The sequence below is a fragment of the Neisseria zoodegmatis genome (genome assembly GCF_900187305.1).
GTDB lineage: Bacteria > Pseudomonadota > Gammaproteobacteria > Burkholderiales > Neisseriaceae > Neisseria > Neisseria zoodegmatis.
Map to the genome: position 1 here is coordinate 1,687,670 of NZ_LT906434.1, position 25,655 is coordinate 1,713,324.

Annotated in this window: 25 protein-coding genes; 9 read left to right on the forward strand and 16 right to left on the reverse strand. The window is 49.3% G+C overall.

Going from position 1 to position 25,655, the window contains the following annotated elements; all coding sequences use genetic code 11:
* Positions 1 to 10: 10 nt before the first annotated feature.
* Positions 11 to 2,074 (reverse strand): excinuclease ABC subunit UvrB, encoded by a 2,064-nt coding sequence (gene uvrB, locus CKV66_RS07945; protein ID WP_085362678.1) that lies wholly within the window; start codon positions 2,072 to 2,074, stop codon positions 11 to 13.
* Positions 2,075 to 2,174: 100 nt separating this feature from the next.
* On the opposite strand from uvrB, the gene CKV66_RS07950 reads away from it, so the two are divergent.
* From CKV66_RS07950 to CKV66_RS07960, 3 genes are all read left to right on the forward strand, one after another.
* Entirely contained in the window at positions 2,175 to 2,501 is a 327-nt protein-coding gene (locus CKV66_RS07950) for a general secretion pathway protein GspG (RefSeq protein WP_085362472.1), read from the forward strand.
* The gene (locus CKV66_RS07955) at positions 2,489 to 2,710 is read left to right on the forward strand and encodes an NF038104 family lipoprotein (RefSeq protein ID WP_331716146.1); all 222 of its coding nucleotides are present in this window, start codon (positions 2,489 to 2,491) and stop codon (positions 2,708 to 2,710) included. The genes CKV66_RS07950 and CKV66_RS07955 overlap by 13 nt, the downstream gene beginning before the upstream one ends.
* 146 nt (positions 2,711 to 2,856) lie before the next feature.
* A complete protein-coding gene (locus CKV66_RS07960) occupies positions 2,857 to 3,468 on the forward strand; it encodes a hypothetical protein (RefSeq protein ID WP_085362470.1) in 612 nt (203 codons plus the stop codon).
* A gap of 95 nt (positions 3,469 to 3,563) precedes the next feature.
* On the opposite strand, the gene CKV66_RS07965 is transcribed toward CKV66_RS07960, so the two are convergent.
* Positions 3,564 to 5,045 carry an aldehyde dehydrogenase family protein gene (locus CKV66_RS07965; protein WP_085362469.1) on the reverse strand — a complete coding sequence of 494 codons (1,482 nt, stop codon included), beginning with the start codon at positions 5,043 to 5,045 and terminating at the stop codon, positions 3,564 to 3,566.
* A gap of 225 nt (positions 5,046 to 5,270) precedes the next feature.
* On the opposite strand from CKV66_RS07965, the gene miaA reads away from it, so the two are divergent.
* Together miaA and CKV66_RS07975 are read left to right on the forward strand one after the other, a co-directional pair.
* Positions 5,271 to 6,215: a tRNA (adenosine(37)-N6)-dimethylallyltransferase MiaA gene (miaA, locus tag CKV66_RS07970; RefSeq protein ID WP_085362468.1), complete on the forward strand. Its 945-nt coding sequence runs from the start codon at positions 5,271 to 5,273 to the stop codon at positions 6,213 to 6,215.
* Between the two features lie 199 nt (positions 6,216 to 6,414).
* Entirely contained in the window at positions 6,415 to 8,427 is a 2,013-nt protein-coding gene (locus CKV66_RS07975) for a site-specific recombinase (protein ID WP_085362467.1), read from the forward strand.
* 206 nt (positions 8,428 to 8,633) lie between these two features.
* Here CKV66_RS07975 and CKV66_RS07980 read toward each other — a convergent pair whose 3' ends face one another.
* The 4 genes from CKV66_RS07980 to adk all read right to left on the reverse strand — a co-directional run bounded on the left by CKV66_RS07980 (position 8,634) and on the right by adk (position 12,797).
* The gene (locus tag CKV66_RS07980) at positions 8,634 to 9,983 is read right to left on the reverse strand and encodes a sodium-dependent transporter (protein ID WP_085362466.1); all 1,350 of its coding nucleotides are present in this window, start codon (positions 9,981 to 9,983) and stop codon (positions 8,634 to 8,636) included.
* A gap of 245 nt (positions 9,984 to 10,228) precedes the next feature.
* Positions 10,229 to 11,152, reverse strand: a complete 924-nt coding sequence (gene era, locus CKV66_RS07985; protein WP_085362465.1) for a GTPase Era — start codon at positions 11,150 to 11,152, stop codon at positions 10,229 to 10,231.
* A 55-nt stretch (positions 11,153 to 11,207) separates the two neighbouring features.
* Positions 11,208 to 11,939 (reverse strand): ribonuclease III, encoded by a 732-nt coding sequence (gene rnc / locus CKV66_RS07990; protein ID WP_085362464.1) that lies wholly within the window; start codon positions 11,937 to 11,939, stop codon positions 11,208 to 11,210.
* A 210-nt stretch (positions 11,940 to 12,149) separates the two neighbouring features.
* On the reverse strand, positions 12,150 to 12,797 hold the full coding sequence (gene adk / locus CKV66_RS07995) for an adenylate kinase (RefSeq protein WP_054599006.1): 648 nt from the start codon (positions 12,795 to 12,797) through the stop codon (positions 12,150 to 12,152).
* A 214-nt stretch (positions 12,798 to 13,011) separates the two neighbouring features.
* Between adk and CKV66_RS08000 the strand changes: the two genes are divergently transcribed.
* On the forward strand, positions 13,012 to 13,323 hold the full coding sequence (locus tag CKV66_RS08000; protein ID WP_085362463.1) for a hypothetical protein: 312 nt from the start codon (positions 13,012 to 13,014) through the stop codon (positions 13,321 to 13,323).
* 78 nt (positions 13,324 to 13,401) lie between these two features.
* Positions 13,402 to 14,433 (forward strand): Holliday junction branch migration DNA helicase RuvB, encoded by a 1,032-nt coding sequence (gene ruvB, locus CKV66_RS08005; RefSeq protein ID WP_085362462.1) that lies wholly within the window; start codon positions 13,402 to 13,404, stop codon positions 14,431 to 14,433.
* 57 nt (positions 14,434 to 14,490) lie between these two features.
* On the opposite strand, the gene CKV66_RS08010 is transcribed toward ruvB, so the two are convergent.
* From CKV66_RS08010 to CKV66_RS08040, 7 genes are all read right to left on the reverse strand, one after another.
* Positions 14,491 to 15,027: a hypothetical protein gene (locus CKV66_RS08010; RefSeq protein WP_143773776.1), complete on the reverse strand. Its 537-nt coding sequence runs from the start codon at positions 15,025 to 15,027 to the stop codon at positions 14,491 to 14,493.
* A gap of 151 nt (positions 15,028 to 15,178) precedes the next feature.
* The gene (locus CKV66_RS08015; protein ID WP_143773775.1) at positions 15,179 to 16,066 is read right to left on the reverse strand and encodes a hypothetical protein; all 888 of its coding nucleotides are present in this window, start codon (positions 16,064 to 16,066) and stop codon (positions 15,179 to 15,181) included.
* Positions 16,067 to 16,118: 52 nt separating this feature from the next.
* Complete coding sequence (locus CKV66_RS08020; RefSeq protein WP_085362459.1) at positions 16,119 to 16,493, reverse strand: hypothetical protein; 375 nt, start codon at positions 16,491 to 16,493, stop codon at positions 16,119 to 16,121.
* 86 nt (positions 16,494 to 16,579) lie between these two features.
* Positions 16,580 to 16,951: a hypothetical protein gene (locus CKV66_RS08025; protein ID WP_085362458.1), complete on the reverse strand. Its 372-nt coding sequence runs from the start codon at positions 16,949 to 16,951 to the stop codon at positions 16,580 to 16,582.
* Between the two features lie 888 nt (positions 16,952 to 17,839).
* The gene (lepB, locus tag CKV66_RS08030) at positions 17,840 to 18,853 is read right to left on the reverse strand and encodes a signal peptidase I (protein ID WP_085362923.1); all 1,014 of its coding nucleotides are present in this window, start codon (positions 18,851 to 18,853) and stop codon (positions 17,840 to 17,842) included.
* Positions 18,853 to 20,646 carry a translation elongation factor 4 gene (lepA, locus tag CKV66_RS08035; protein WP_054599232.1) on the reverse strand — a complete coding sequence of 598 codons (1,794 nt, stop codon included), beginning with the start codon at positions 20,644 to 20,646 and terminating at the stop codon, positions 18,853 to 18,855. The genes lepB and lepA overlap by 1 nt, the downstream gene beginning before the upstream one ends.
* Before the next feature lie 268 nt (positions 20,647 to 20,914).
* Positions 20,915 to 21,874 carry an acetyl-CoA carboxylase carboxyltransferase subunit alpha gene (locus CKV66_RS08040; RefSeq protein WP_054599233.1) on the reverse strand — a complete coding sequence of 320 codons (960 nt, stop codon included), beginning with the start codon at positions 21,872 to 21,874 and terminating at the stop codon, positions 20,915 to 20,917.
* 237 nt (positions 21,875 to 22,111) lie between these two features.
* On the opposite strand from CKV66_RS08040, the gene CKV66_RS08045 reads away from it, so the two are divergent.
* Together CKV66_RS08045 and CKV66_RS08050 are read left to right on the forward strand one after the other, a co-directional pair.
* The gene (locus tag CKV66_RS08045) at positions 22,112 to 22,513 is read left to right on the forward strand and encodes an RNA-binding S4 domain-containing protein (RefSeq protein WP_085356775.1); all 402 of its coding nucleotides are present in this window, start codon (positions 22,112 to 22,114) and stop codon (positions 22,511 to 22,513) included.
* A 164-nt stretch (positions 22,514 to 22,677) separates the two neighbouring features.
* A complete protein-coding gene (locus tag CKV66_RS08050; protein ID WP_085363099.1) occupies positions 22,678 to 23,940 on the forward strand; it encodes an RsmB/NOP family class I SAM-dependent RNA methyltransferase in 1,263 nt (420 codons plus the stop codon).
* A 99-nt stretch (positions 23,941 to 24,039) separates the two neighbouring features.
* On the opposite strand, the gene CKV66_RS08055 is transcribed toward CKV66_RS08050, so the two are convergent.
* From CKV66_RS08055 to CKV66_RS08065, 3 genes are all read right to left on the reverse strand, one after another.
* Positions 24,040 to 24,450 carry a YidB family protein gene (locus tag CKV66_RS08055; protein WP_085362924.1) on the reverse strand — a complete coding sequence of 137 codons (411 nt, stop codon included), beginning with the start codon at positions 24,448 to 24,450 and terminating at the stop codon, positions 24,040 to 24,042.
* A gap of 109 nt (positions 24,451 to 24,559) precedes the next feature.
* Positions 24,560 to 25,030, reverse strand: a complete 471-nt coding sequence (ruvX, locus tag CKV66_RS08060) for a Holliday junction resolvase RuvX (protein ID WP_085362925.1) — start codon at positions 25,028 to 25,030, stop codon at positions 24,560 to 24,562.
* Complete coding sequence (locus tag CKV66_RS08065) at positions 25,023 to 25,571, reverse strand: YqgE/AlgH family protein (protein ID WP_085362926.1); 549 nt, start codon at positions 25,569 to 25,571, stop codon at positions 25,023 to 25,025. Before CKV66_RS08065 ends, ruvX begins: the two co-directional genes overlap by 8 nt.
* Positions 25,572 to 25,655 lie beyond the last annotated feature (84 nt).

A 25,655-nucleotide genomic window follows, 5' to 3' on the forward strand; every position in this document is an offset into this window, starting at 1 on the left:
AATTGAATTCTCACTCCGCCCCAAACAACAACCCTTCCTTAATCCCCCGTATCTTATCCCTCAACACCGCTGCCTCTTCAAACTGCAAATCCCTCGCTGCCTGCTGCATGGCTCTTTCAAGTTTGGCGATTTCTTTAATTGCGTCTTCTTCGGTGTGGATTTCGCCCACTTTCACTTTGGTTTTCAGACGGCCTTTGCCTTTGGGGCTGCCTGAATCGTCGTGGTACACACCGTCGATGATGTCTTTTACCTGCTTGGTAATCTGCTTCGGCACGATGCCGTGTTCTTCGTTGAATTTAATCTGTTTCTCGCGGCGGCGTTCGGTTTCTTCGATGGCGGCTTTCATGGAATCGGTGATTTTGTCGGCATACAAAATCGCTACGCCGTTTACGTTGCGGGCGGCGCGTCCTATGGTTTGGATGAGGCTGCGGTGGCTGCGCAGGAAGCCTTCTTTATCGGCATCGAGGATGGCGACGAGTGAGACTTCGGGGATGTCCAAGCCTTCGCGCAAAAGGTTGATGCCGACGAGCACGTCAAACAGGCCGAGGCGTAAATCTCGAATGATTTCAACGCGTTCTACGGTATCGATGTCGCTGTGCAGGTAGCGCACTTTGATGCCGAGTTCGCTGTAATAGTCGGTGAGCTGTTCGGCCATGCGTTTGGTGAGCGTGGTCACGAGTACGCGCTCGCCTTTGGCGATGCGGTCGTTGATTTCGCTGAGTAAGTCGTCCACTTGGGTGGCGACGGGGCGGATTTCGATTTGCGGGTCAACAAGGCCGGTGGGGCGCACGACTTGCTCGACCACTTGGCCGGCGTGTTCTTCTTCGTATTTGGCGGGGGTGGCGGAAACGAAGATGGTTTGCGGCATGATTTTTTCAAATTCGTGGAATTTGAGCGGGCGGTTGTCGCGGGCGGAAGGCAGGCGGAAGCCGTAGTCGACGAGGTTTTGTTTGCGGCTGGCGTCGCCCTTGTACATGCCGCCGATTTGGGTCACGGTAACGTGGCTTTCGTCGATAAACATGATGGCGTTGCTTGGCAGATAATCCATCAGCGTGGGCGGCGGTTCGCCTTCTTTTTTGCCGGAAAAGTGGCGCGAGTAGTTTTCGATGCCTTTGCAAAAGCCCATTTCGTAGAGCATTTCGAGGTCGAAGCGGGTGCGCTGTTCAATGCGTTGGGTTTCGACGGGGCGGTTTTCTTGGGTAAAGAAATCAATGCGTTCGCGCAATTCTTCTTTAATGCTTTCGCAGGCGCGCAGCACGGTGTCGCGCGGGGTAACGTAGTGGCTGGAGGGAAACACGGTGTAGCGGCCGACGCGCTGGATGTTGCCGCCGGTAAGCGGGTCGAATAGGTCGAGGCGGTCGATTTCGTCGTCAAACAGGCTGATGCGCAAGGCGTTGTCGGAGCTTTCGGCGGGATATACGTCGATTACGTCGCCGCGCACGCGGAAGGAGCCGCGTTTGAAATCCATTTCGCCGCGCTCGTATTGCATGGAAACGAGGGTGGAGATGATGTCGCGCTGCTCGATGGTGTCGCCTTCTTTTACGGAAAGCACCATTTGCTGATACTCGGTGGGGTCGCCGATACCGTAGATGGCGGACACGGTGGCGACGATAATCACGTCGTTGCGCGTCATCAGGTTTTTGGTGGCGGAAAGGCGCATCTGCTCGATGTGTTCGTTAATCGCGGAATCTTTTTCGATAAATAAATCGCGCGACGGCACATAGGCTTCGGGTTGGTAATAGTCGTAGTAGGAAACGAAGTATTCCACTGCGTTTTCGGGAAAAAACTCGCGCATCTCGGCATAAAGCTGCGCCGCCAGCGTTTTGTTGTGCGCCATGATGATGGCGGGGCGGCCGCTTTGGGCAATCACGTTGGCCATGGTATAGGTTTTGCCCGAGCCGGTTACGCCGAGCAGGGTTTGGTAAGCGAGGCCGTCTGAAAGCCCTTCGAGCAGGCCGGCAATGGCGGTGGGCTGGTCGCCTGCGGGCGGGAAAGGCTGGTGGAGTTTGAAGGGGGAATTTTCGAATTGAATCACTTTCATGATGCGGCCCGGCCTTATTAAAAACAGAAACATAGCATTATAACAAAGGCCGTCTGAAACGCTGCGCCTTGTTTTCAGACGGCCTTTGTTATAATGCGGCTGATATTTCGATTTGGATTTTATGGAAACCCCGATGAACATCTTACCTTTTCAAGCAGAAATCGCCGAACGCATGTTGGTCAATACTGAAGGCGAAAGCATCCACCCCGACGCGCAATTTGTTCAGACGGCCAACGGTTATTGGCTGGCTTGGCATAACGGTTTGGCCGCCGTACTCGCGCCGGATACGCCGCCGGATATTCCCTGTTTTTGGGTGGAAGGCGCGCACGATTTGGAAGAATTGGCGGCGCTGGCGGAAAACGGCGAGTTTGACGAAGTGGAAGAGTTCGACGGCGACGACGATGCTTGGCTTGCCGCCTGCAATGAAGACCATAAACATAATGAAGATTGCAAGCACTGAATATGAAACTTTTTAAGCGATTCGTCATTCTTATTGCTGCCTGCCTGATGCTGAACGGCTGCGTTGTCGCCGCTGCCGCGGATTTGGCGGCAACAACGGTTTTAACGGTAGGCAAAGTTGCGGTAAAAGGCACGGGAGCGGTAGTGCGGGCAGCCATCCCTGATGGTGACGACGATAAAAAAGAAAAAGATAAGCAAGACAAAGAGTAATATTTTCGTCGCTCTGATTCGCCATTTCCATATTCCGCCTCATCTGCCTTATCCGCTTTAACATCATGAAGTTGCGATGCAAGCAGCGTGCCTGTGCCGTAATCTCATGAATGAATCTGTGTTTTCACAATACCAAGGAGGGAGAGATGGATTTATGGATGGCGGTGATTATTTTGGCGTCGGGTTTGTGCAGCATCTATGCCGATATTCTGCTTTTTTCCGGCAAAAACGCTTCGGGCAGTTTTTCTCTAAATGAAAAACAGGCAGACAAAACAACCGGCCACCGCATTTTGCTTTCAGGCTTTATCCGCCTGCTGGCTTGCGCTTTTTGGATGATGCCGCTTTATTATCTTTCCCGCCTCCCTACTTTTGCCGGCATGACGGCGTTTATGTCTTTCGCGGCGTTTATCCTTGCCGCATCGGTATTCCATATCGCACTCGGTTTTATTCTTTATGCTTTCCGACAAGGCAGCCTGCCGGAAAACATCATGCAGCGCCAAATCAGACTATACGGGCTGGTTTATCTATTTTGGGCGGCTGTTTATTCTTGCGCGATGATAGCTTTGAATTTCAACGGCACATTAAACATGAATCTGCTCCATTATTTCACGCTGCCGCTGCCTGCCGTTTTGATTATCCAGCTTTTCTTAGGGGCAAAATGGAAAAAACAGCCCTATTTCTCAGATATATCGGGCACTTTGGCCATGATGGTTTCGCTGCTTTCTACTGTAAACATTATGGTGTCGAATCAAATATAGACTGCTCAATATAAAATATAAGTTGAAAGAAACATTAAGGCCGTCTGAAAATCATTTTTCAGACGGCCTTATTCAAACCAAGATTACATCAACAATTAATACATGCCTTCACGCTCTTCGCGGGTGCTGATGTAGATGTTTTTCACTTGGGTGTAAGCAGCCAACATCATCTTGTGGGTTTCGCGGCCGATACCGGAAGTTTTGTAACCGCCGAACGGTGCGCCGGCCGGCAAGCGGTTGTAGCAGTTCACCCAAACGCGGCCGGTTTCCAAAGCACGGGAAACGCGCAGGCAGCGGTTGATGTCTTTACTCCAAACCGCACCGCCCAAGCCGTATTCGGAATCGTTGGCCATTTTGATTACGTCTTCTTCGGTTTTGAACTTGATTACAGTCGCCACCGGGCCGAAGATTTCTTCTTGAGAAATACGGTCGTTGCTTTGTGCAGCAATAAGGGTAGGCTCAACGAATTCGCCTTTGCCCAAATCGCCGCCTTCGATTTTCTTACCGCCGGTAATGATGCGCGCGCCTTCTTGTTCGCCGATTTTCACGTATTTCAAAATGGTGTCGAGTTGGCCGGCATTCACTTGGGCACCCATTTGGGTATTGTCTTCCCACGGCAGGCCGACTTTCACTTTCTTGAACTCTTCCGCCAGCGCATTCACGAATTTATCGTAAATCCCTTCTTGAACGAAGATACGCGAACCGGCACAGCACACTTGGCCTTGGTTGAACAGAATACCTTTTTGCGCGCCTTCCAAAGCCTTGTCGAACGGCATGTCGTCGAAGAAAATGTTGGCAGACTTACCGCCCAATTCCAATGTAGCCGGAATCAGCATTTCGGCAGCGGCAATACCGACATGGCGACCGACTTCGGTAGAACCGGTAAACGCCAGCTTGCTGAAGCCTTTATGGTGCAGCATGTATTCGCCTGATTTCGAGCCGCGGCCGGTAATGATGTTCAACACGCCTTTAGGCAGCAAGTGGTTCACTTTTTGGGCGAACGACAACAGGCTCAACGAAGTGCTGCTTGACGGGTGGATAACGATGGTACAGCCCGCAGCCAAAGCAGGAGCGATTTTCCAAGCCGCCATCAGGAACGGGAAGTTCCACGGAATAATTTGGCCTACCACGCCGATAGGCTCGCGCAACACGATAGACAAATCTTCTTCGTCCAACTGGTTGCAAGTGCCTTCTTCGCCGCGGATAACACTGGCGAAATAGCGGAAATGGTCGGAAGCCAAAGGAATATCGGCGGCACGGGTTTCGCGGATGGGCTTACCGTTATCCAACGTTTCCTGCAAAGCAAACAACTCGGCGTTTTCGTCGATCACGTCGGCGATTTGGTTCAAAATCAAAGCACGCTCGGCGGCAGTGGTTTTTTTCCATGTTTTAAACGCTTCCTGTGCCGCTTTTACCGCCGCATCTACATCTTCATTGCTGGCATCGACAAATTTCGCCAGCTCGGCACCATTTGAAGGGTTGTAAGATGCCATCAATTCGCCTTTGCTGCCTTTGGTCCATTCGCCGTTGATCAGCAGGCCATATTCTTTATCAAACACATTCAGGTCTTTTGCCATGATGTTTCTCCTCATTCATATAGTTAACAGACAAGCCTTTTCGGCTTGTATTCAGCATAGTATTTTTTAATCGATGTTTCAAGGCTTAAGTTTTTATGATTATGTAAAAAAATCATGAAACATTGAAATTTTAACGTCATATACGCCATTCTGAGGCGGTATGTATATCCACCGCCAAGTGTAGTTGTTATAATCTTCGGCCTTGTTTTCTTCTGCTTGTATTTAATGACTGCAACTCCGAAAGCCTTTGCCATCCTCGGCCCCACCGCCAGCGGCAAAACCAATCTCGCACTGCGCATTGCCGAAGCTTTACCGATAGAAATCATCAGCTTGGATTCCGCGCTGGTTTACCGCGATATGGACATCGGCACCGCCAAACCAACCACCGCCGAGCGACAAAGCGTTCCCCACTACCTTATCGACATCATCTCCCCTCTTGAAACTTACAGTGCGGCTGACTTTGTACACGATTGCACCCGTTTGGCCGAGGAAATACACCGGCGCGGCAAACTGCCTTTAATCGTGGGCGGCACCATGATGTATTTTCACGCGCTGACACAAGGGTTAAACACTTTGCCCGAAGCGGATACCGATACGCGCGCCGCCCTTCAAGCCGAAAAAAAACAATACGGGCTGGCATATCTATATGGCCGTCTGAAAAATATAGACCCCGAAACCGCAGCGCGTTTGGAGCCTGCCGACAGCCAGCGCATCGAACGCGCTTTGGAAGTGTTCATGCTTACGGGCAAGCCGCTCAGCCGGCATTTTTCGGAACAGCAAACTTACGCGCCGCCGCTTGATTTATATACCCTCGCCCTGATTCCCGAAAACCGCGCCCTGCTCCACGCCCAAATAGACAAGCGCTTTCTTGGCATGGTAGAGCAAGGCTTTCTTGATGAAGTCAAACAGCTGCAAGCCCTGTATCCCGACCTAAATACCGACCTGCCCTCTATGCGCTGCGTCGGCTACCGTCAGGCTTGGGAACACCTCGAAGGGCAATATGATTTTGATACGTTTATCGAAAAAGGCTGCGCGGCAACCCGGCAGTTGGCGAAACGGCAGCTCACATGGCTGCGTAAAATACAGCCTGAATTAACGCTCGACCCTTACGCCGAAGAAGATATTTTTCAGACGGTCTTAAACCATATCCGGAAACATTTCGGCATATAACACCATTTTTCAATGTTAATTGATATAAAACAGAATCTTATTTAAAAAATTACCTACCTGCCGCAATGTAAAAACACGCGCCGGCTTACATTTTTTGCTGATTGTTTTCTCAAAATAAGGTATTTTTAACCGCTCGCGGCCTGTGCAAAAAAGTTCCGCCCGAATGAAAAAAAGAAAAAACGACCGGCATTACACAACAATGACAGCAAAACACATCCAATCCACCATACACATTATTCTTAATAAACATATCGACAACGCCGATTTTGTTGCCACGCTCAACGCGCTCATTGATTTTCTGCGCAAAGGCGGCGCCAAGCGGGCACCCGAGCGTTTTGATGCCCTACTTGATGTCTTGCAGGAAGACCAAGCCTTATGCGCCAAACTGAGCAAGCGTTTTTATACTTGGCTTTCCAAAGTCCACATTTATCCCGCTTTGGTAGGATTGGGGATATTTTCCCGCAGCGGTTTCGCCCGCGAACTCGGTTTGCGCCTTTATGAGCGCTTCAGCCCTTCATACAAAGACTTAAACAACTTACGCGACGTTTTTCTTTATCTGTTTTATTCGAAAAACGATGAAAAATGGCTTCAAAGCTTGAGCGTCCGCCAATGGTTGAAACTGCATACATTAATCAACGAACAAGCGGATAAAGCATTGGTTCAATCCGTTTCACGCCAGCTTTCCGCCGCCCGCCTGCATGCTTTGGAAATGTTGTCGGTTTGGATTGCCGCAGAAGCTTTGGAACCTGATTTAATCCGCATCGAACCGAGACTGTTAGACGTCAATTCATCTTTTGTCGCTCTTCAACGCGAAACCGCGAAGCTGGCTGAACATTACCAAACCCAAACCACGCCTTATGACACAGCACATATTGAAGTGATGCTCGACCAATGCCGCAACCAAGTGGAACGTTTACGCCGCAAAGGTACGGGCGCAGGCTCAGGCTCTTCGGTAAAAGTAGCGCACCTGCTCGAACGCCTCTCCCAAACCATCGAGCGCCTGAATATCTTGCTGCACATTCAAACCGGCGAACACCACAAACATGCCACCGTTTCGCTGCTCAAATCCATGACTTCCGCCGCAGTAGAACAGCGCAGCACCGACCAACTGTGGCGCCGCAGCGTGAAAATGCTGGCTACCAGCATCAGTGAAAACAAAAGCCATCACGGCGAACATTACATTACCCGCAGCCGCAAAGAATATTTCAGTATGCTTTGGTCGGCTGCCGGCGGCGGCGTACTCATTTCGTTAATGGCGCTGATTAAAATCCACATCGGCCACATGGGGTTTGGCGTATTTACCACCTCCCTGCTCAGCGGCCTGAATTACGGTTTCGGTTTCATGCTCATTCATATGCTGGGCTTTACCGTCGCCACCAAACAGCCTGCCATGACGGCAGCAAGCTTTGCCGAACAAGTGGCCCACACCGAAAAAAGCCGCTCTTCGGTGGAAACGAAACTCGGCGCACTGTTAATCGACGTGGTCCGCTCACAAAGCGTGGCCGTATTCGGCAACGTCTGTTTGGCTATTTTGGTGGCGGCTCTGATTGCTTTCACTTTTGCGTCCAATACCGGCGAACCGCTGCTCGATGCGCACAGCGTGGCTTATCAGCTGAAATCGATTCAGGTTTTCACCCAACCTACTTTATGGTATGCGGCGATTGCGGGAGTTTGGCTGTTCTGCTCGGGCATTATTGCCGGCTTCTTCGACAACCGCGCCGATTACCTCGATTTGCGCCGCCGCCTCACTGTGAACCCTTTATTGAAAAAAATACTTTCCCCTCAAGCCCGTAAATGGATGGGAGACTACTTCCACAACAACTACGGTTCGCTCATGGGAAACTTTATTTTCGGAATGCTGCTGGGCATGACCGGCTATTTCGGCTATCTGCTCAATCTGCCGCTGGATATCCGCCATGTTGCCTTCTCTTCGGCCAATCTCGGCTATGCGGCGGTAAGCGGCCATATCGGGTTTATTTCGTTTATGATTAATTTGAGTTTTGTGATGTTGATCGGGCTGGTAAACCTGATTGTCAGCTTTGCACTGGCCTTGCTGGTGGCGCTCCGCGCACGGGATACGCATATCGACAGCGTACCCAAACTGCTGAAAAACACTTGGCAGCAAATCAAGGCCAATCCGCTTAATCTGTTTTTCCCCGTTCAGCCCATTGCCGATATCGTTAAAGGCAGCGGCAAATCGGAACACAAGTAACTGTTGATGTATTGCAGACACCCAACCGCGTGTCTGACAACCGACTGCATAAAATAAGACCTTTGCCATCCCTGCCTGATATATATTGCTAAGGGATTCTGCAAAGGTCTTTTACATTGTTTCAATAAAATGTTTCAGGCCGTCTGAAAATTAGGCCGTCTGAAAAACATTCACATCATTGCTCTCAAATCATCCGGCCTTTAAAACTATTTCAACCAGTCAAGCCAGCCTAAGGTATTGGCGAATACCAGTAAAATCGCCACGGGCGCGGCATAACGCAAAGCGTGATACCAAACGACCACAATCTTGGCCGGCAAAGTACTGCCCTGCCGCATATGCTCCAGCACACTGCTTTTCGGCAACACCCAAGCCACAAACACCGCTGTCGTCAGCGCACCGATGGGCATGATCCAAGAAGTAATCAGATAATCCCACAAATCAAACACCGTTTTGCCGAACAAGGTAAATTCAGACATGGCGCCGAACGACAAGGCAGAAGGAATGCCTACCATCAAAATCGCCAAGCCTGCCAGCCAAGTTACCCGTCGGCGGCGTTGTTCGTTATTGTGAATCGCTGCGGCAATCACCGTTTCGAGCATAGCAAAAGCGGATGTAAGCGTGGCAAATGTAACCAGCAGCATGAAAACGGCAAAAAGCACTGTACCAAAGGGGATTTTTTGAAACACCGCCGGCAACACGGCAAAAATCAATCCCGGCCCCTCGCCCGGTTGGAAACCGAGCGCGAAAACGGCGGGGAAAATCACCAAGCCCGCCAGCAGCGATACCAGCATATTCAGCCACATAATGCTGTTGGCCGAGCGGAACAAATCCTGCTTGTCGTCTAGATAAGCCGCGTAAGTAATCATGGCAGAAACGCCCAAACTCAGCGAGAAAAACGCCTGCCCCAAAGCAGTCAGCACCGTGTCTGCGGTTACGGCTGAAAAATCAGGCTTGAGCAAAAACGACACGCCTTCCATTGCACCCGGCAACATCAGCGAACGCGCCGCCAACAGCAGAAAAACGATAAACAAAGCGGGCATCAAGTAGCGGCTGGCTTTTTCAATCCCTTGCGAAATCCCGTTTTGCACCACCAAAATCGTCAGCAGCATAAACAGGCTTTGATAGCCGATGGCCACGGCGGGATTGCTGATGGTTGCGCCGAAAAGCTGTTTGAAATCAGTGTCCGGCGCGATTTCGCCAGTAAACGCATGTACCACATAAGCCAGCACCCAACCGCCGACCACGCTGTAAAACGACAGCAAAATGAAACAGGCGGCCACGCCCATGCGGCCAATCCACGGCCACATGGATTTCGGTGCCAAAGCCTTGAACGCATCCACCGCGTTACGCTGCGTGCGGCGGCCGATAAAAAACTCCGCCAGCAATACCGGCAGGCCGATTAAAACGGTAAACACCAGAAACAAAAGAAAAAATACAGCACCGCCGTTTGTGCCTGCCGTGTAGGGAAATTTCCAGATGGCTCCCAAACCAATGGCGGAGCCTGCCGCCGATAAGATGAAACCGATTTTGGATGTCCAATGGGAGCTGATCGACATAAATATTCTCGTTTTGCTGAATGGAAAGGGAAAAGAAAATCAGGGTTGGATGCCGCCGAATATTTTCAGACGGCCTCAACACACAGTCAGGTAAAAAATAGAGTGATAATACCAAAAATCATGCAGCGGAACACAATCAGAATCTGTACCTAAAACATAACCCAAAGCTTTTTCAGACGGCCTCAAGCAGGTAACGCCAAGCAATCAATACTTTATTCGGATTTACCCCGCAAGATGCGACAAGTTTACAGCCCCAGCTCCTTCAAGAAGCGCACATCGTCTGCCCAACCGGATTTCACCTTCACCCACACTTTCAAAAACACTTTGGTATCAAACAGCTTTTCCATATCCAAGCGGGCTTCGGTGGAAATTTTCTTCAATTTTTCCCCGCCCTTGCCGATCACAATCGGCTTCTGGTTTTCTTTATCCACCAATACGGCAATGTAAATATGGTACATGCCGTTTTCTTCTTGAAACTGCTCCACTTCCACATTCATGGCATACGGCAGCTCTTCGCCCAAATAGCGGAACAGCTTTTCGCGCACGATTTCCATCGCCAAAAAGCGGCTGGATTTGTCGGTAACCATATCTTCGGGATAAAGCGGAATACTTTCAGGCAGATACGGCTTGAGTGTTTCCAGCAGATGCGCAATCCGCAAACCGTGCTTGGCGCTGACCACTTCATGGCCGGCAAACTCAAATTCTGCACTCACGGTATCGATAAACGCCTGCAATGCCAGCTTGTCTTTGGCTTTGTCTTTATCGATTTTATTTACCACCAGCAGCACCGGCGTGTGCTTGGGCAGCTGCTTCATCACAGTACGGTCTGCCTCGGTAAAGCGCATCGCCTCAACCACAAACACAATCACGTCCACGCCGCTCATGGCTTCGGTCACGTTCAGATTCAAGCGGTCGTTTAAAGCGTTGCGGTGGTCGGTTTGGAAACCGGGCGTATCCACAAACACCAATTGCGCGGTGTCGTCGGTGTAAATGCCGGTCACTTTATGGCGCGTAGTCTGCGCTTTTTTACTGGTAATGCTGATTTTCTGACCAATCAAATGGTTCATCAGCGTGGACTTGCCCACGTTCGGGCGGCCGACAATCGCCACAAAACCGCAGCGGTAGCCGTCGGCAGTAGGCAGCATATCGTTAGTATTTTCTATATTCATTTCATTCTTTCCATCGGTTACGGTTCAGACGGCCGTCTGAACACATCGGGTCGGCTTATTTTTTTCTGCTTTTAAGGATATGCTTTTGCGGATGGTTTGCCTCCAGCCAAGCATAGGCTTCTTTGGCCGCTTCCTGCTCCGCCGCGCGGCGGCTGGAGGCTTTGGCACGGCTGATAAAACCCAACTCGCCCAAATCGCAGGCAATGCTGAATTCGGCATCGCAACCCTCGCCCTGCTGGTGCTCGATGCGGTATTTGGGCAAAGGCCAACGCCGTGCCTGCAACGATTCCTGCAACAAGGTTTTGGCATCTTTATCTTCACGGTTCAGATCGGCTTTTTTCACACGCTCGGCAAACAGATGGCGCACGGTGTTTTCGGCGGTGGAAAAATCAGCGTCGAAGCTCACCGCCGCAAACATGGCTTCCATCGCGTCGGCCAGAATAGAAGGCCGTCTGAAACCGCCGCTTTTCAGTTCTCCCTGCCCCAGAAACAGAGCATCGCCCAGATTCAAATCGGCAGCGATTTCGGCAAGCGTATCTTGATTGACCAGATTGGCGCGCATACGCGAAAGGCGGCCTTCCGGCAAATCGGGAAAAGTGTCGAACAGCATTTTGGCCACGGTATAGTTGAGGATCGAATCGCCCACAAACTCAAAGCGTTCGTTGTTGCACCCCGAAAAACTGCGGTGGGTAAGCGACTGCTCCAACAGCTGCGGCTGTTTGAAGGTGTAGCCGATACGCCGCTGGATCTGCTCCAAAGCGTGTTGCCGGACAGGATTGTGTTTCATCTGCATACTTTCATCGGCAGCCCGAATGCTTTTCGACACTTCAACCGTAACCGGAACGGCGTGCGCCGGTAAAATGCTGAAAAGGTTTAAGGCTGTATCATCATTAAAAAAAATTGGGGTGCGGCGCAGAAAAACGGTTGCCGCGAAAATCTGGCCGTCTGAAAATGTTTCAGACGGCCTGTATTGTATCCTATTTCTACGCTCTACCGTTTACTTGCCCAACGCAGACAATACTTCGGCTTTTACCGCTTCAACCGGCTGCGTACCGTCCACCTTGATATATTTCGGTGCGTGTTCGCCCGTGAGCTTACCGTAAAAGTCGATCAGCACCGCCGTTTGGTCGTGATACACCTCAAGGCGTTTTTTCACCGTTTCTTCTTTATCGTCGTCGCGCTGGATCAAATCTTCGCCGGTAACGTCGTCTTTACCCTCCACTTTCGGCGGATTGTAAGACACATGGTAAGTACGGCCCGAAGCCAAATGCACGCGGCGGCCGCTCATGCGGTCGACAATCACCGAATCCGGCACGTCGATTTCCACCACGGCGTCCAAGTCCACACCCGCTTCAATCATGGCTTCGGCCTGCGCCAGCGTGCGCGGAAAGCCGTCGAACAAGAAACCGTTTTTGCAGTCATCCTGTGCGATGCGCTCTTTAACCATGCCGATGATGATGTCGTCACGCACCAAACCGCCCTCATCGATGATTTTTTTCGCTTCCAAGCCCAACGGCGTGCCGGCCTTAATCGCCGCACGCAACATGTCGCCGGTAGAGATCTGCGGAATGCCGAAAGCTGCCGTGATAAATTGAGCCTGTGTGCCTTTACCCGCACCCGGTGCGCCGAGCAGTAATACTTTCATTCTGTGTTCCTTGAATATTGGTCGAAATAGGAAAAGATACTTCAAAGCTAATCTTAATATGGTTATGCCTTTATGAAAAGGCTTGTTATGCTTTCATTATGCTTTCAGACGGCCTCAAGAGCGGGTAAAACTTAGTTGAGGCCGTCTGAAACACGTTATAATCCGCTCATTCAACCAAACACCCTACTCCAAACCGTTTCAGACGGCCCGAATAATGAATATTGAGTTACTGCACCGAAAAATCAGCAACAGCGATTATCTACGCCTGATTACCATCAACAGCGAAAACTTCAGCACGGCGGAACACGAATTGCTGGGCGAAATCCTCTGCGGTTTCGAATTCGATGTCGTGCAAGAGCAGGCATTGGCGCAAGCCGTGATGCAGCAGGCTAGGTTCGACCCCAACGCCCTGCATATCGAATACGATGACGAAGACATCACCGGCGTATGCCCGCACTGCATCAACCCGCCCATGCCGCCGCTGCGGGATTATCTGGTCTGGCGGCAAACCCGCGACAGAGCTTGAAACCGATGATTCGAGAGGCCGTCTGAAAGCACGGTTTTCAGACGGTCTCGAAACCTTTAACCACACGAGCCGTACACCATGCTGCAAACCGACAACCTGAGCGCGGCGCAACCGCAACGCATCATCACCGCCCAAAGCATCTCCGCCCAAGAAGAGCTGCTCGAACGCGCCCTGCGCCCGAAAACGTTGGGCGATTACATCGGCCAGCACAAAGCCAAAGAACAGCTTGCCATCTTTATCGAAGCGGCGAAAAAACGCGGCGAAGCACTCGACCACACCCTGCTGTTCGGTCCACCGGGATTGGGCAAAACCACGTTGGCACACATCATCGCCAAAGAATTGGGCGTAAACCTGCGCCAAACCAGCGGCCCCGTGCTCGAGCGCGCCGGCGACTTGGCCGCCCTGCTGACCAACCTCGAGCCGCACGACGTATTGTTTATCGACGAAATCCACCGCCTCAGCCCCGTGGTGGAAGAAATCCTCTACCCCGCACTCGAAGACTACCAACTCGACATCATGATCGGCGAAGGCCCCGCCGCCCGCTCGGTGAAAATCGACCTGCCGCCGTTCACTCTGGTAGGCGCAACCACCCGCGCCGGCATGCTCACCAACCCGCTGCGCGACCGTTTCGGCATCGTTTCCCGTTTGGAATTTTACGAGCACAATGACTTGGCCACCATCGTCGCCCGTTCCGCCCAGCTTTTGCAGTTGAACATGGGCGAAGAAGGCGCAATGGAAATCGCCCGCCGCAGCCGCGGCACGCCCCGCATCGCCAACCGTTTGCTGCGCCGCGTGCGCGATTACGCCGAAGTGAAAAATCAGGGATTGATTAACGCCGAAACCGCCGATGCCGCCTTAAGCATGCTCGATGTCGATGCGGTAGGCTTGGACGTGATGGACAGGAAATTCCTCGAAGCCGTCATCTACAAATTCAGCGGCGGCCCGGTCGGATTGGAAAACATCGCCGCCGCCATCGGCGAATCCACCGACACCATCGAAGACGTTATCGAACCGTATTTAATCCAACAAGGCTTCCTGCAACGCACCCCGCGTGGGCGCATGGCGACCGAACGCAGCTACCTGCACTTCGGCGTGAGCATGGATAAATAAAAATGCCGTCTGAACATTTTCAGACGGCATTCAAATATATTGAACCTTCAAACACGTTTATTCATCTACATAATAAATAATCGGCCGATCAGACTGATAGCGTTCCCCATCGCGGCGGGGATAATGCCCCAAACCGGTTGAATCAACATTACCGTACTGACCGATCATAGGCAGAGATTTCTTAAGAATCTTTCTATGCTCTTCTTCCGTGAGCATATCTAAATCTTTATAAGGAGGATGAGCCGTAGCCTGCGCCTTAAATTCCTTCGCAGCCACTTTCGCCTTATCGGTATCAATAACAGGCGCCGGCGGATTGTCGCCCGACTTCACCACACCCTCAGCCGTCACATGGTCAGCCTGATTAGACATCTTCTTCATACCGCTACTTTTTTTACTGCGCGAAGATTGTAATTCCACTTGCTCATGAGGCTTATTGAAGTGACTCTCTGCCACCGCAGCAACTTGTTCTTTAGTAGTAGGCTTAGCTTGAACAGTTTCCTTCTCTGAATGTGCGCATGCAGCTGCCAGCATAATGGCAGGTAACCAAACACACAGGCGACAATAGCCTTTGACATTCATATTTTTCAAGGTCACATCTCCTCCCTCTCGGATGGCATTAAAAGCCATTGAAATCTACAAAAGTAAACATAAAGGCCGTCTATACCGTTTTGTACAGACGGCCTTTAATGACCATTCTACTATAATCCACCAAAACATACGGCTGTTTTGGCATTACACCATGAATTTAAGATTTTTTAGGCGCACATTTTTTTTGCAGCTGCAATTCAGGATAAGCCAAATCCGCCACCCATAAGCTGGCTGCATCAAGCAATACCTGCTGCGCACTTTGCACGCTTTCCACTTGACCGGAAGAGAACGAGTATCCGATACCGGGCTCAGAACCTGTCAACTGAATGCTAAACTCTTTTCTCTTGGCCGAATATTTCAAATCGAAAGAAGTCGCATAAGCAATAGTATTGGTTGAAGGATCGGTAACGTTAACGGCCAAGCTAATGATTTTAGAAGAATTGCTCACGCCGTAATCAATATTACCCTGAATTCTAGCTTTGCTCTGAGAAGCATTGGCACCACGGCCTCTATTGAAAAAATCTTCCTGATCGTTGCGCGTAAATGCAGCTTCAATCGGGATCAACTGAAGATAAGTAGCGGGAGACAAACCTGCTTGGTTACGGATAAAATTCATGGAAGCCAAATTACCGTCTTGATAGGCTTTCAAATAGTTGGTATTCACCAAACCAAAAGCATTAATCCCAACCGGCCCGTTAACCGCTTGAAAAATCAAAGGCTCTTCTTTGACCACTTTGGCCAAAGTATATGGGAATAATGCATGTATACGCGTTTTTAAATGAAAAGCTCCTGCATCAGCCAACGGGCTGTGCAACGCTTGCTGCCTTACTGTTCCGTCGATAACACTAGATACGATAAACAGAGAAACTCGAGGCGAAGTCTTGGTAAATTCTTCAAACTCCTTACCAACACAATCCAAAGATTTGTCTAACGAAGATTCTGTGTAATTGGGTGTGGCAGTAGTAGAAACGAAATCTACCGATTGAGAAGAACAACCGGAAAGCAATAAAGCCAAGCCTAGAATTTTTAAAGCAGAAGCTTTCATAATAATGCATTCTCCCTACTATTTTTGATTAGGTTACTTTTAAAAACATTAATTAATGGCAGCCTTTAATATTAACTTTTCCAATATAGGCTTTGCTTGTAATCTTGGGTTGATTCACTTTACCGGCACGTTTAGAAGATGAAGTATCTACATTGATATAATTAGCGTAAAAAGCACATTTCGGCTTCACAATATTATCAACATAGTATGAATTTCCGTAGGGATCAATCACATGATAACCATTAGTTTTCGGATCCTGAGGCCGTACACGAGCCTCATTAATCATCTTCTCAGGGGTTATCATCGATCTAGTGGAAGGAATATCAGGAAACCCCGGATGCTCTGCCATCAGCTGCAAAGGAGCCATCATCACTGAAAAAAACAGGCAAATATTTAATTTTGATAAATTTCTCATCATCATAATCATACCCTGCCTTCCATATTCAATATATTAAACAGGGTCGACAGCAAAATTTTCATTTTCACTGCCAACCCATATCAGCAAATCAATGCTTATTTGATTGCGATTACGTTAACACCTTGAGTGTTGTTAGCACCACGGGTAGTTTTCAAGTTTACTTCGTTAGCGAAAGCTGCTTGATCAACGCGACGGGTAAACATGCCACCAACTACTACGTTGCCACCTTGAACGTTGTTAGAAGCTTCATCAATTTCAAAGTCCAGCTTGTTAGCCAAAATGCCTTGTTCAACGTCATGCAAGTCTTTAGTAGAAGTAACAACGTTCAAGCCTTGAACGTTGTTAGAAGCTTTAAATACGTTCAATTGAGCATCTGTATTAACTACAACAGCTTGATTGAAAGAACCAGCGGCGAAAACAGAAGCGCTCATACCCAAAGCCACGATAGCAGCAGTCAATTTTTTCATGATACATTCCTTTCATAGACAAGTTAAACAGACCTTGAATCAAATTTAAATATTTGAGTTACGGTCAGAAACATAAAAAGGGATATACAACTCCCGCACTGCAATAAATCCATCTACAACCTATAGCTTAAAATATAAAAACTTCAAGAAAATAAATATTCGATGGATTTGAGTTAATTATATCCATAAAAAATTAATAATCCATTTCTTAAATTATTATTTTTAAAGTTATCTTATTAATAAGTAAAGCAAAATTTACATACAAACATGTTTGTTTATATAACAAATCTTATATATTTCATAAACATATACACTTTAAATAATATTTCATTAAAATAATTCAATATAATTAGATTGTCAAAGCTTCTAAAATATAAAAAATACAACCTTATTTAACTTAAATTAATAATATTTTTGATGTTAAATTTAATAACAATGCTAAATATCATAAAATTTATACAATAACTATTCCAATATAATAAATATTTAGCATAAAAATCTAATTTATCCATCTTGCGTTATTTTTTGACGGAAAGACAAAACGCAATTTAACCTTCAAAAATTTTTCATTTTATAAAATAATTTAAATTAACATTTATGTGTAAAAATAATAAAATTTGTAAAAGTTTCATCAATAATTCTTTCGTATATTTTCTTTTATAAAATTTCATATTTTTTTGTATTGTATGAATAAATTTTTAAAAGTTACTGACGACTGGAAATATCATCCAAGCTGTATTTTTAAGAGCAAAAATGATTCATATCTTCTATCTACTTAATAAAGCATTCCCACATTGATGATAAATCCAATCAATTTGAACAACCAAAATAAAAACAAAAAAGCCGAACTCTGATCTAATCAAAGTCCGGCTTTTTCATTTAAGCTAACTAACGAATGCTGGTTCCTATACGGCTCATATCACGGAAATTCATCCAAATGAAAAAGGCTTTTCCAACGATATATTTATCGTCTACAAAACCCCAATAGCGGGAATCAGAGCTGCCGTCCCGATTGTCTCCCAACGCAAAATAGTGGCCTTCGGGTACTTTACAAGTAAATCCACTGCCATCAGCAGCATATTGGCAATTTTCAATCAAACCGCTCTGCAAGCCTGCTTCTAACATTCTCTGCTGTACGAAATTCACTGCATTGACATCTACAGCCGGAATATCATCCATCTTCAGCACATCAAAATCATGATCGAATACCGATGCCTGATAAATTTTCGCCTCACGAGTCAGCGCAGGATCTTGATCATCGGGATAAGAATAGGTGCCTTTAAGTATGTCTTTCTCCCTAACGCCGTTAATCGTCAGTACCTTATCCTGATATTCGATAACATCCCCCGGAACAGCAACGATACGCTTGATGTAATTGATCTTAGGATCTTCGGGATAATTGAATACGGCTACATCACCACGTTGGATTTGGCCGGTAGGAATCAACACATTATTGATAATCGGTGTGCGGATACCGTATGCAAACTTATTTACCAGAATGAAATCGCCCACCACCAAACCGGGGCGCATCGAGCTGGAAGGGATCTGAAACGGCTCGGCAACAAATGTGCGCAACACAAACACCACTAAGATAATCGGAAAAAATCCACCCAAATAATCGGTAAAGTGGTTGTTGGCGCCATGATATTCTGCGTGCTTTTTCAGACGGCCTTTATGTACAAACCATATCGCGCCCGTTATCAATACGAAAATCAATAAAACAGCGGTGAAGCTCATAAAAGCGGACAATATGCCAAACAGGCCGACCATCATCAACAGATAGCCCCATTGCAGTGAATTGCTCCATTCGCCGTTTTCTTCGCGCTCTTTATTGCTTTTGGTAAACAGCACCAAGCCGACAACCAAAGCGGCTATCGCACCGAGTATCAAAGTTGTGTTCATTATTTATCCCCAACCTGCAAAATAGCCAAGAACGCGCTCTGCGGAATTTCCACATTGCCGACCTGTTTCATACGGCGTTTACCGGCTTTTTGTTTTTCAAGAAGTTTTTTCTTACGCGTGATATCGCCGCCGTAACATTTGGCCAATACGTTTTTACGCAGGGCTTTTACGGTTTCGCGGGCGATAATCTGGCTGCCGATTGCCGCTTGTACGGCAATATCGAACATCTGACGCGGAATCAGTTCGCGCATTTTCGCCGCCAGTTCGCGGCCGCGGAACACGGCATTGGAGCGGTGGACAATCAGGCTCAAGGCATCGACTTTTTCGCCGTTCACCATAATATCCAGCTTAATCAGATCGGCCGCTTGGAATTCTTTAAACTCATAATCCAACGAAGCATAGCCGCGTGAAGTGGATTTGAGCTTGTCGAAGAAATCCATCACCACTTCGTTCATCGGCAGATCGTAAGTGAGCATCACTTGGCGGCCCATGTATTGCATGTTTTTTTGTACGCCGCGTTTTTGGTTGCACAAGGTCATCACCGCACCCACATATTCCTGCGGCACCAAAATCGTAGCCGTGATAATCGGCTCGAATATCGTGTCGATACTGCCGACATCGGGCAGTTTGGACGGGTTCTCCACTTCGATTTTTTCGCCGTTTTTCAACAAGACTTCATATACCACCGTCGGCGCGGTGGTAATCAAATCCATATCGAATTCGCGCTCCAAGCGTTCCTGCACGATTTCCAAATGCAACAGCCCCAAGAAGCCGCAGCGGAAACCGAAACCCAAGGCTTGGGAAACTTCCGGCTCGAATTTCAGCGAAGCGTCGTTTAATTGCAGTTTTTCCAAAGCATCGCGCAAGGCTTCGTAATCGTGGCTTTCCACCGGATACAAACCGGCAAATACCTGCGATTGAACCTCTTGGAAACCGGGCAAAGCTTTTTCGGCAGGATTGGCTGCCAAGGTAATGGTGTCGCCAACTTTGGCAGCGTTCAATTCTTTGATGCCGGTAATCAGGAAGCCTACTTCGCCGGCTTTTAATTCTTGTTTTTGCACCGACTTCGGCGTAAACACACCAAGTTGCTCCGCCTGCGTTTCGGCTTTGGTGCTCATAAACAGCAGCTTGTCTTTCAGTTTCAGACGGCCTTCTTTAACGCGGATAAGCATCACTACGCCGACATAATTATCAAACCAAGAGTCGATGATCATGGCTTGCAAGGGTGCATCTTCATCGCCTTCGGGAGCAGGAATTTTGGCAACGATTTCTTCCAACACGTCTTCCACGCCCAAGCCGCTTTTGGCAGAGCAGGTTACTGCACCGACAGCATCGATACCGATGATGTCTTCGATTTCCTGCGCCACGCGGTCGGGGTCGGCTGCGGGTAAATCGATTTTATTCAGCACGGGCACCACTTCCACACCCAAATCAATCGCGGTATAGCAGTTGGCCACGGTTTGCGCTTCCACGCCTTGCGAAGCGTCCACAACCAAGAGCGCGCCTTCGCAAGCAGATAACGAGCGGGACACTTCGTAGGAAAAATCGACGTGTCCGGGGGTGTCGATTAGGTTGAGCTGATAGGTTTGCCCGTCGCGCGCCTTATAGTTCAGGGCGGCGGTTTGCGCTTTGATGGTAATGCCGCGCTCTTTTTCAATATCCATCGAGTCCAGCACCTGCGTGCTCATTTCGCGCATTTCCAAGCCGCCGCAATATTGGATAAAGCGGTCGGCCAGTGTGGATTTGCCGTGGTCGATATGGGCGATAATGGAAAAGTTTCTAATGTTTTTCATTGAGTTAGACATGCTGCTCGTTATTCTGTGAGAGGCCGTCTGAAAAACAAGAACATACCGTTTCAGACGGCCTGATAAATCGGGATCAAATAGCCGCTTATTTTAGCTGAAAAAAGCGGTTTGGGCTAATTCAGACGGCCTTAAACCGTTACCGTCGTTTAAATAGGCAGCGCAGCCGCAAAGCTTCACGCTTGCGGCACGAACGGGCATTTCAATATAAAAAAACAGCAGGTTTTAACGCCTGCTGTTTTTTGTATTGATGCCCGGTTTATTTCTCTACAAATTGGCCGTAAGACATAATCCGGTCGAAACGGCGGGTAAGCAGGTCGGACATAGGCATATCTTGCGCCATACGCAGTTGCTCGGCCAACACATCCTTAACGCGTTTTGCCATTTCGGCATGATCACGGTGGGCACCGCCCAAAGGTTCTTCAATCACGCGGTCGATCAATTTTAATTCGGCCAAACGTTTAGCGGTAATACCCAACGCTTGCGCAGCATCGGATGCTTTTTCTGCAGTTTTCCACAAAATAGAGGCGCAACCTTCGGGCGAGATCACCGAATAGGTGGAATATTGAAGCATATTGACATAATCACCCACGGCAATCGCCAATGCGCCGCCGGAACCGCCCTCGCCGATAATCGTACACAACACCGGCACATGCAGTTTGGTTAATTCGTAAAGGTTGCGGCCGATGGCTTCCGATTGGTTACGTTCTTCTGCGCCGATACCGGGATAAGCACCCGGCGTGTCGATAAATGTCATCACAGGCAGATGGAATTTTTCGGCCAGCTGCATCAAACGCAATGCTTTACGGTAGCCTTCGGGCCGCGGCATGCCGAAATTACGGCGGATTTTTTCTTTGGTATCACGGCCTTTCTGATGTCCGATCACCACTACGCTTTGGCCGTTGAAGCGCGCCAATCCGCCGATAATGGCATGGTCGTCGGCATAGTGGCGGTCGCCGTGCAACTCTTCGAAATCGGTAAAAATGGTGTTGATATAGTCTAATGTGTAAGGGCGTTGGGGATGACGCGATACTTGGGATACTTGGGCGGGAGTGAGTTTGCTGAAAATCGATTTGGTTAAATCGGCACTTTTTTTCTGCAGGCGGACGATTTCTTCTGAAATATCTACGGCCGACTCACCTTGCACAAAGCGCAACTCATCGATTTTTTTCGTTAATTCCGCAATAGGTTGTTCAAAATCCAAGAAAACGGGTTTCATAATTAATGCTCTTATCAATAGGATTCGGACGTAATCATACGCTAATCAAAGCAGTTTCGGCAGTATTTTGTCGTGTTTCATCACGCCGCCCGTCTGATTCGTCTGATTAATGTGTATTATGCCGTTGCATGTAACGGCTGTATCTCTATTTCCCGGGTTTTAGTGCAAATACTCGCACTGCACCCAATCCCGTATCTTATGCTAAACTCGCCCACACTTCAATCACACGGCAATAACATGAAAAGCGATCACGATAATACTGCGATGCGGCTCGATAAATGGCTGTGGGCTGCACGTTTTTTCAAAACCCGTGCCTTGGCTCAAAAGCATATCGAATTGGGACGCGTACAGGTTAACGGCTCCAAAGTAAAAAACAGCAAAAACATTTCTGCCGGCGACGTTATCGATTTAACTTTAAATTCGCTTCCCTACAAGCTGACCGTTTTGGCACTCAATCACCAACGCCGACCCGCTCCCGAAGCGCGGATGCTGTATGAAGAAGACAAGCAGACGGCCGAGAAACGCGAAGCGCAAAAACTGCTCGACCAAGCCAGCCGCGTAAGTGCCGCGTATCCCGACGGACGGCCTACCAAGCGCGACCGACGCCAAATCGATAAAATCAAACGGGGCGAGTGGTAGCCAAACCGCATGTCATCTGCCCGTGTTAAGTTACCCCGCTGCACCTGACTGCTTATTTTCGGGCAGGCCGTCTGAAAAACTCCGACCGCCCGCCATCAACCACATGCAATGTTATCCGGCCTGCTACGGATAATCCGCGCCGATACCTATTTCATACCGCTATGATAAATTCAACCCAACTTGACCATACCGCCGCCGTGCTTTCATCAATGCTGACGTTCCAACAGCCTGCCGACGCCGTGCTTTCCGCCTATTTCCGCGACCACAAAAAACTCGGCCGCCAAGACCGCCACGAAATCGCCGAAACCGCATTTGCCGCCTTGCGCCATTATCAAAAAATTTCCGCCGTACTGCGCCGCCCTCATGCCCAAGCCAAGCCGGCGGCACTGGCGGCTTTGGTACTCGGGCGCGGTGCGAACATCAGCCAACTGAGCGATTTGACCAACGAAGAAGAACGGGAATTCTTAAGCCGTCTGAAAAGCCGCAAAACCGAGTTTTCAGACGGCCTCAACACAGCAGCGGAATTGCCTGAATGGCTGGTCAAACACTTGCAGGCGCATTACAGCGATGAAGCCATACTCGCATTCGGACGCAGCATCAGCCGCCCCGCCCCGCTGGATTTGCGGGTCAATATTGCGCAAGCCAAGCGCGATAAGGTGTTGGAAAGTTTACAAAACGAAGGTTTGGCCGCCAAAGCCACACCGTTTTCTCCTTGGGGCATCCGTCTTCAAGATAAAGCCGCGCTCAACAAACATCCTCTGTTTTTGGACGGCACGTTGGAAGTTCAAGACGAAGGCAGCCAACTGCTCGCCTTGCTCACCGGCGCCAAGCGCGGGGAAATGGTGGTGGATTTTTGCGCAGGTGCCGGCGGTAAAACGCTGGCGATCGGCGCGATGATGGCAAATAAAGGCCGCATTTACGCGTTTGATATTGCCGAAAAACGCTTGGCAAACCTCAAACCGCGTATGGTGCGCGCCGGACTGACCAATATTCATCCCGAACGGATCAGCAGCGAACACGACCCGCGCATAGGCCGTCTGAACGGCAAAGCCGACCGCGTGCTGGTTGATGCGCCCTGCTCCGGCCTCGGCACCTTGCGCCGCAATCCCGATTTGAAATACCGCCAATCGCCCGAAACCGTGTCGAATCTTTTGGAACAGCAACACAGCATTCTGAACGCGGCGGCAGCGTTGGTGAAAGAACAAGGCCGTTTGGTGTACGCAACGTGCAGCATCTTGCCGGAAGAAAACGAATTACAGGTTGAGCGTTTTTTAAGCGAACACCCTGAATTTGAACTGTTGGACTGCGCCGAACTGCTGCGCGCCGCCAAAGTGAACGGTTTGAACACCGGCAAATACCTGCGCATGGATACGGCGGAACACCATACCGACGGTTTCTTCGCCGCCGTGATGCAGCGTAAAGGCTGATGCAATGTAAAGACTGATTGTTTAGTCAAACCATAAAGCTTAAAAGCATTGAGGCCGTCTGAAAACATTTTCAGACGGCCTCAATATTATCTAACAGGCTTATTTCATCAGGTTTTTCAATACCAAAGAAGCCAAATCATCCAAGCCGAAACCGTCGGCGTCTTGAGCTGAACCGTTGGGCGTGGCGCTGTCCACCAAATTGGGCAGATATTGCGCCAACAAATCGCTGGCTTGGCCGCCTTCCATGCCGAATTTGGAAGCGATTTGGTCGATCAGGCTGCTGCCCAAAGCAGACTGCAAATCGTTGCCGGATACGCTTTGGTTGCTGCCGTTGGAAATCCAGCTTTCCAACGCGCCGCCCAAACCGCCCTGCTGCAATTGGTTGATCAAATTGCCGACGCCGCCGCTTTGGCGGACTAAGTCCAAGACCATTTGAATCGCGGTGTTTTGCTGGTTGCTGCCGCCGATGGCCGATGCTGCCGCGCTGAGCAATGAATCCATTAAAGCCATGATGTGTTCTCTCTTATGTGGGTAAAAATGGGAAGTGTAGCAAAGAATAAGGCAAGGATAAGTTGCCTTATTTGATTTCAGGCAGGCCGTCTGAAAAATATTGTTAGTTTCAGACGGCCTCTCCGTCTGCTTCTCTGCCGTTGAAATATTCCGCCGCGCCGCCTTCAAAAAAGCCCTGCAAAATCGCTTGAGCGGCCACTTGGTCTAGCACCTGTTTCTGCTTTTTGCCGAACACCTGCGCTTCGGCCAACAGGCTTTCCGCATACAGCGACGACATACGCTCGTCCACCCAATACACCGGCAGATTAAAATGACCGTGCAAACGGCGGCCGAATTTGCGGCTCAGGCGGGTTAACTCGTGTTCCGTGCCGTCGGTGTGAACGGGCAAGCCGACGACGAAATGTTTGGGCTGCCATTCTTTCACGAGCTTGGCGATGGCTTCAAACTTGGCATCGTTGCTGTCGCCCGTTACCGTGTTGATGGGATGCGCCGTGCCGACTTCGGCATCACCTTCGGCCACACCAATGCGCGTTTCGCCGAAATCAAACGCCAGCGTTGTGCCGCGCGGCGCTTTAAGCATGGCCGGCACCGTTCATAATCAGGCTGGGATTGATGCCGACTTTGGCAAACGCGGCTTCATAGCGGTCGGCATAGGGCAGGTCAAACAGGATTTTGGTGTCGGCAGGCACGGTCAACCACGCATTGGCGGCCAGCTCTTCCTCCAGCTGCCCCGCTTCCCAGCTGGCATAGCCTATGCTGACCACGGCTTTATCCACCGCATCGGGCTGCGCGAGATTTTCGATAATGTCGCGCGAAGTCGTCAACGCCACATCGCTGTTCACAATCAGGCTGTTCTGCCAATTACCCACCGGCGTGTGCACCACATAGCCGCGATCGATTTGAACAGGCCCGCCCATCATCACCCATTCGTTTTGGAAACGTTCGGGGATATTGGTATCGGCGGCGGCGAAAATCAAATCCATCGTTACCGGGGAAGGTTTGTTGATGACAATACCCATCGCCCCTTCTTCGTTGTGTTGGCACAAATACACCACGCTGCCTTCAAAAAACGGATCGTCCATTGACGGCATGGCTACCAGAAAATGGTCTGCGAGATTCATGTTATCGCTCGTAAAGTCAGTGAATGAAAGTAGAAATGGGGCTTATGTGATTTTTTACAAGGCGGGGAATCTGCAAAATCGTTG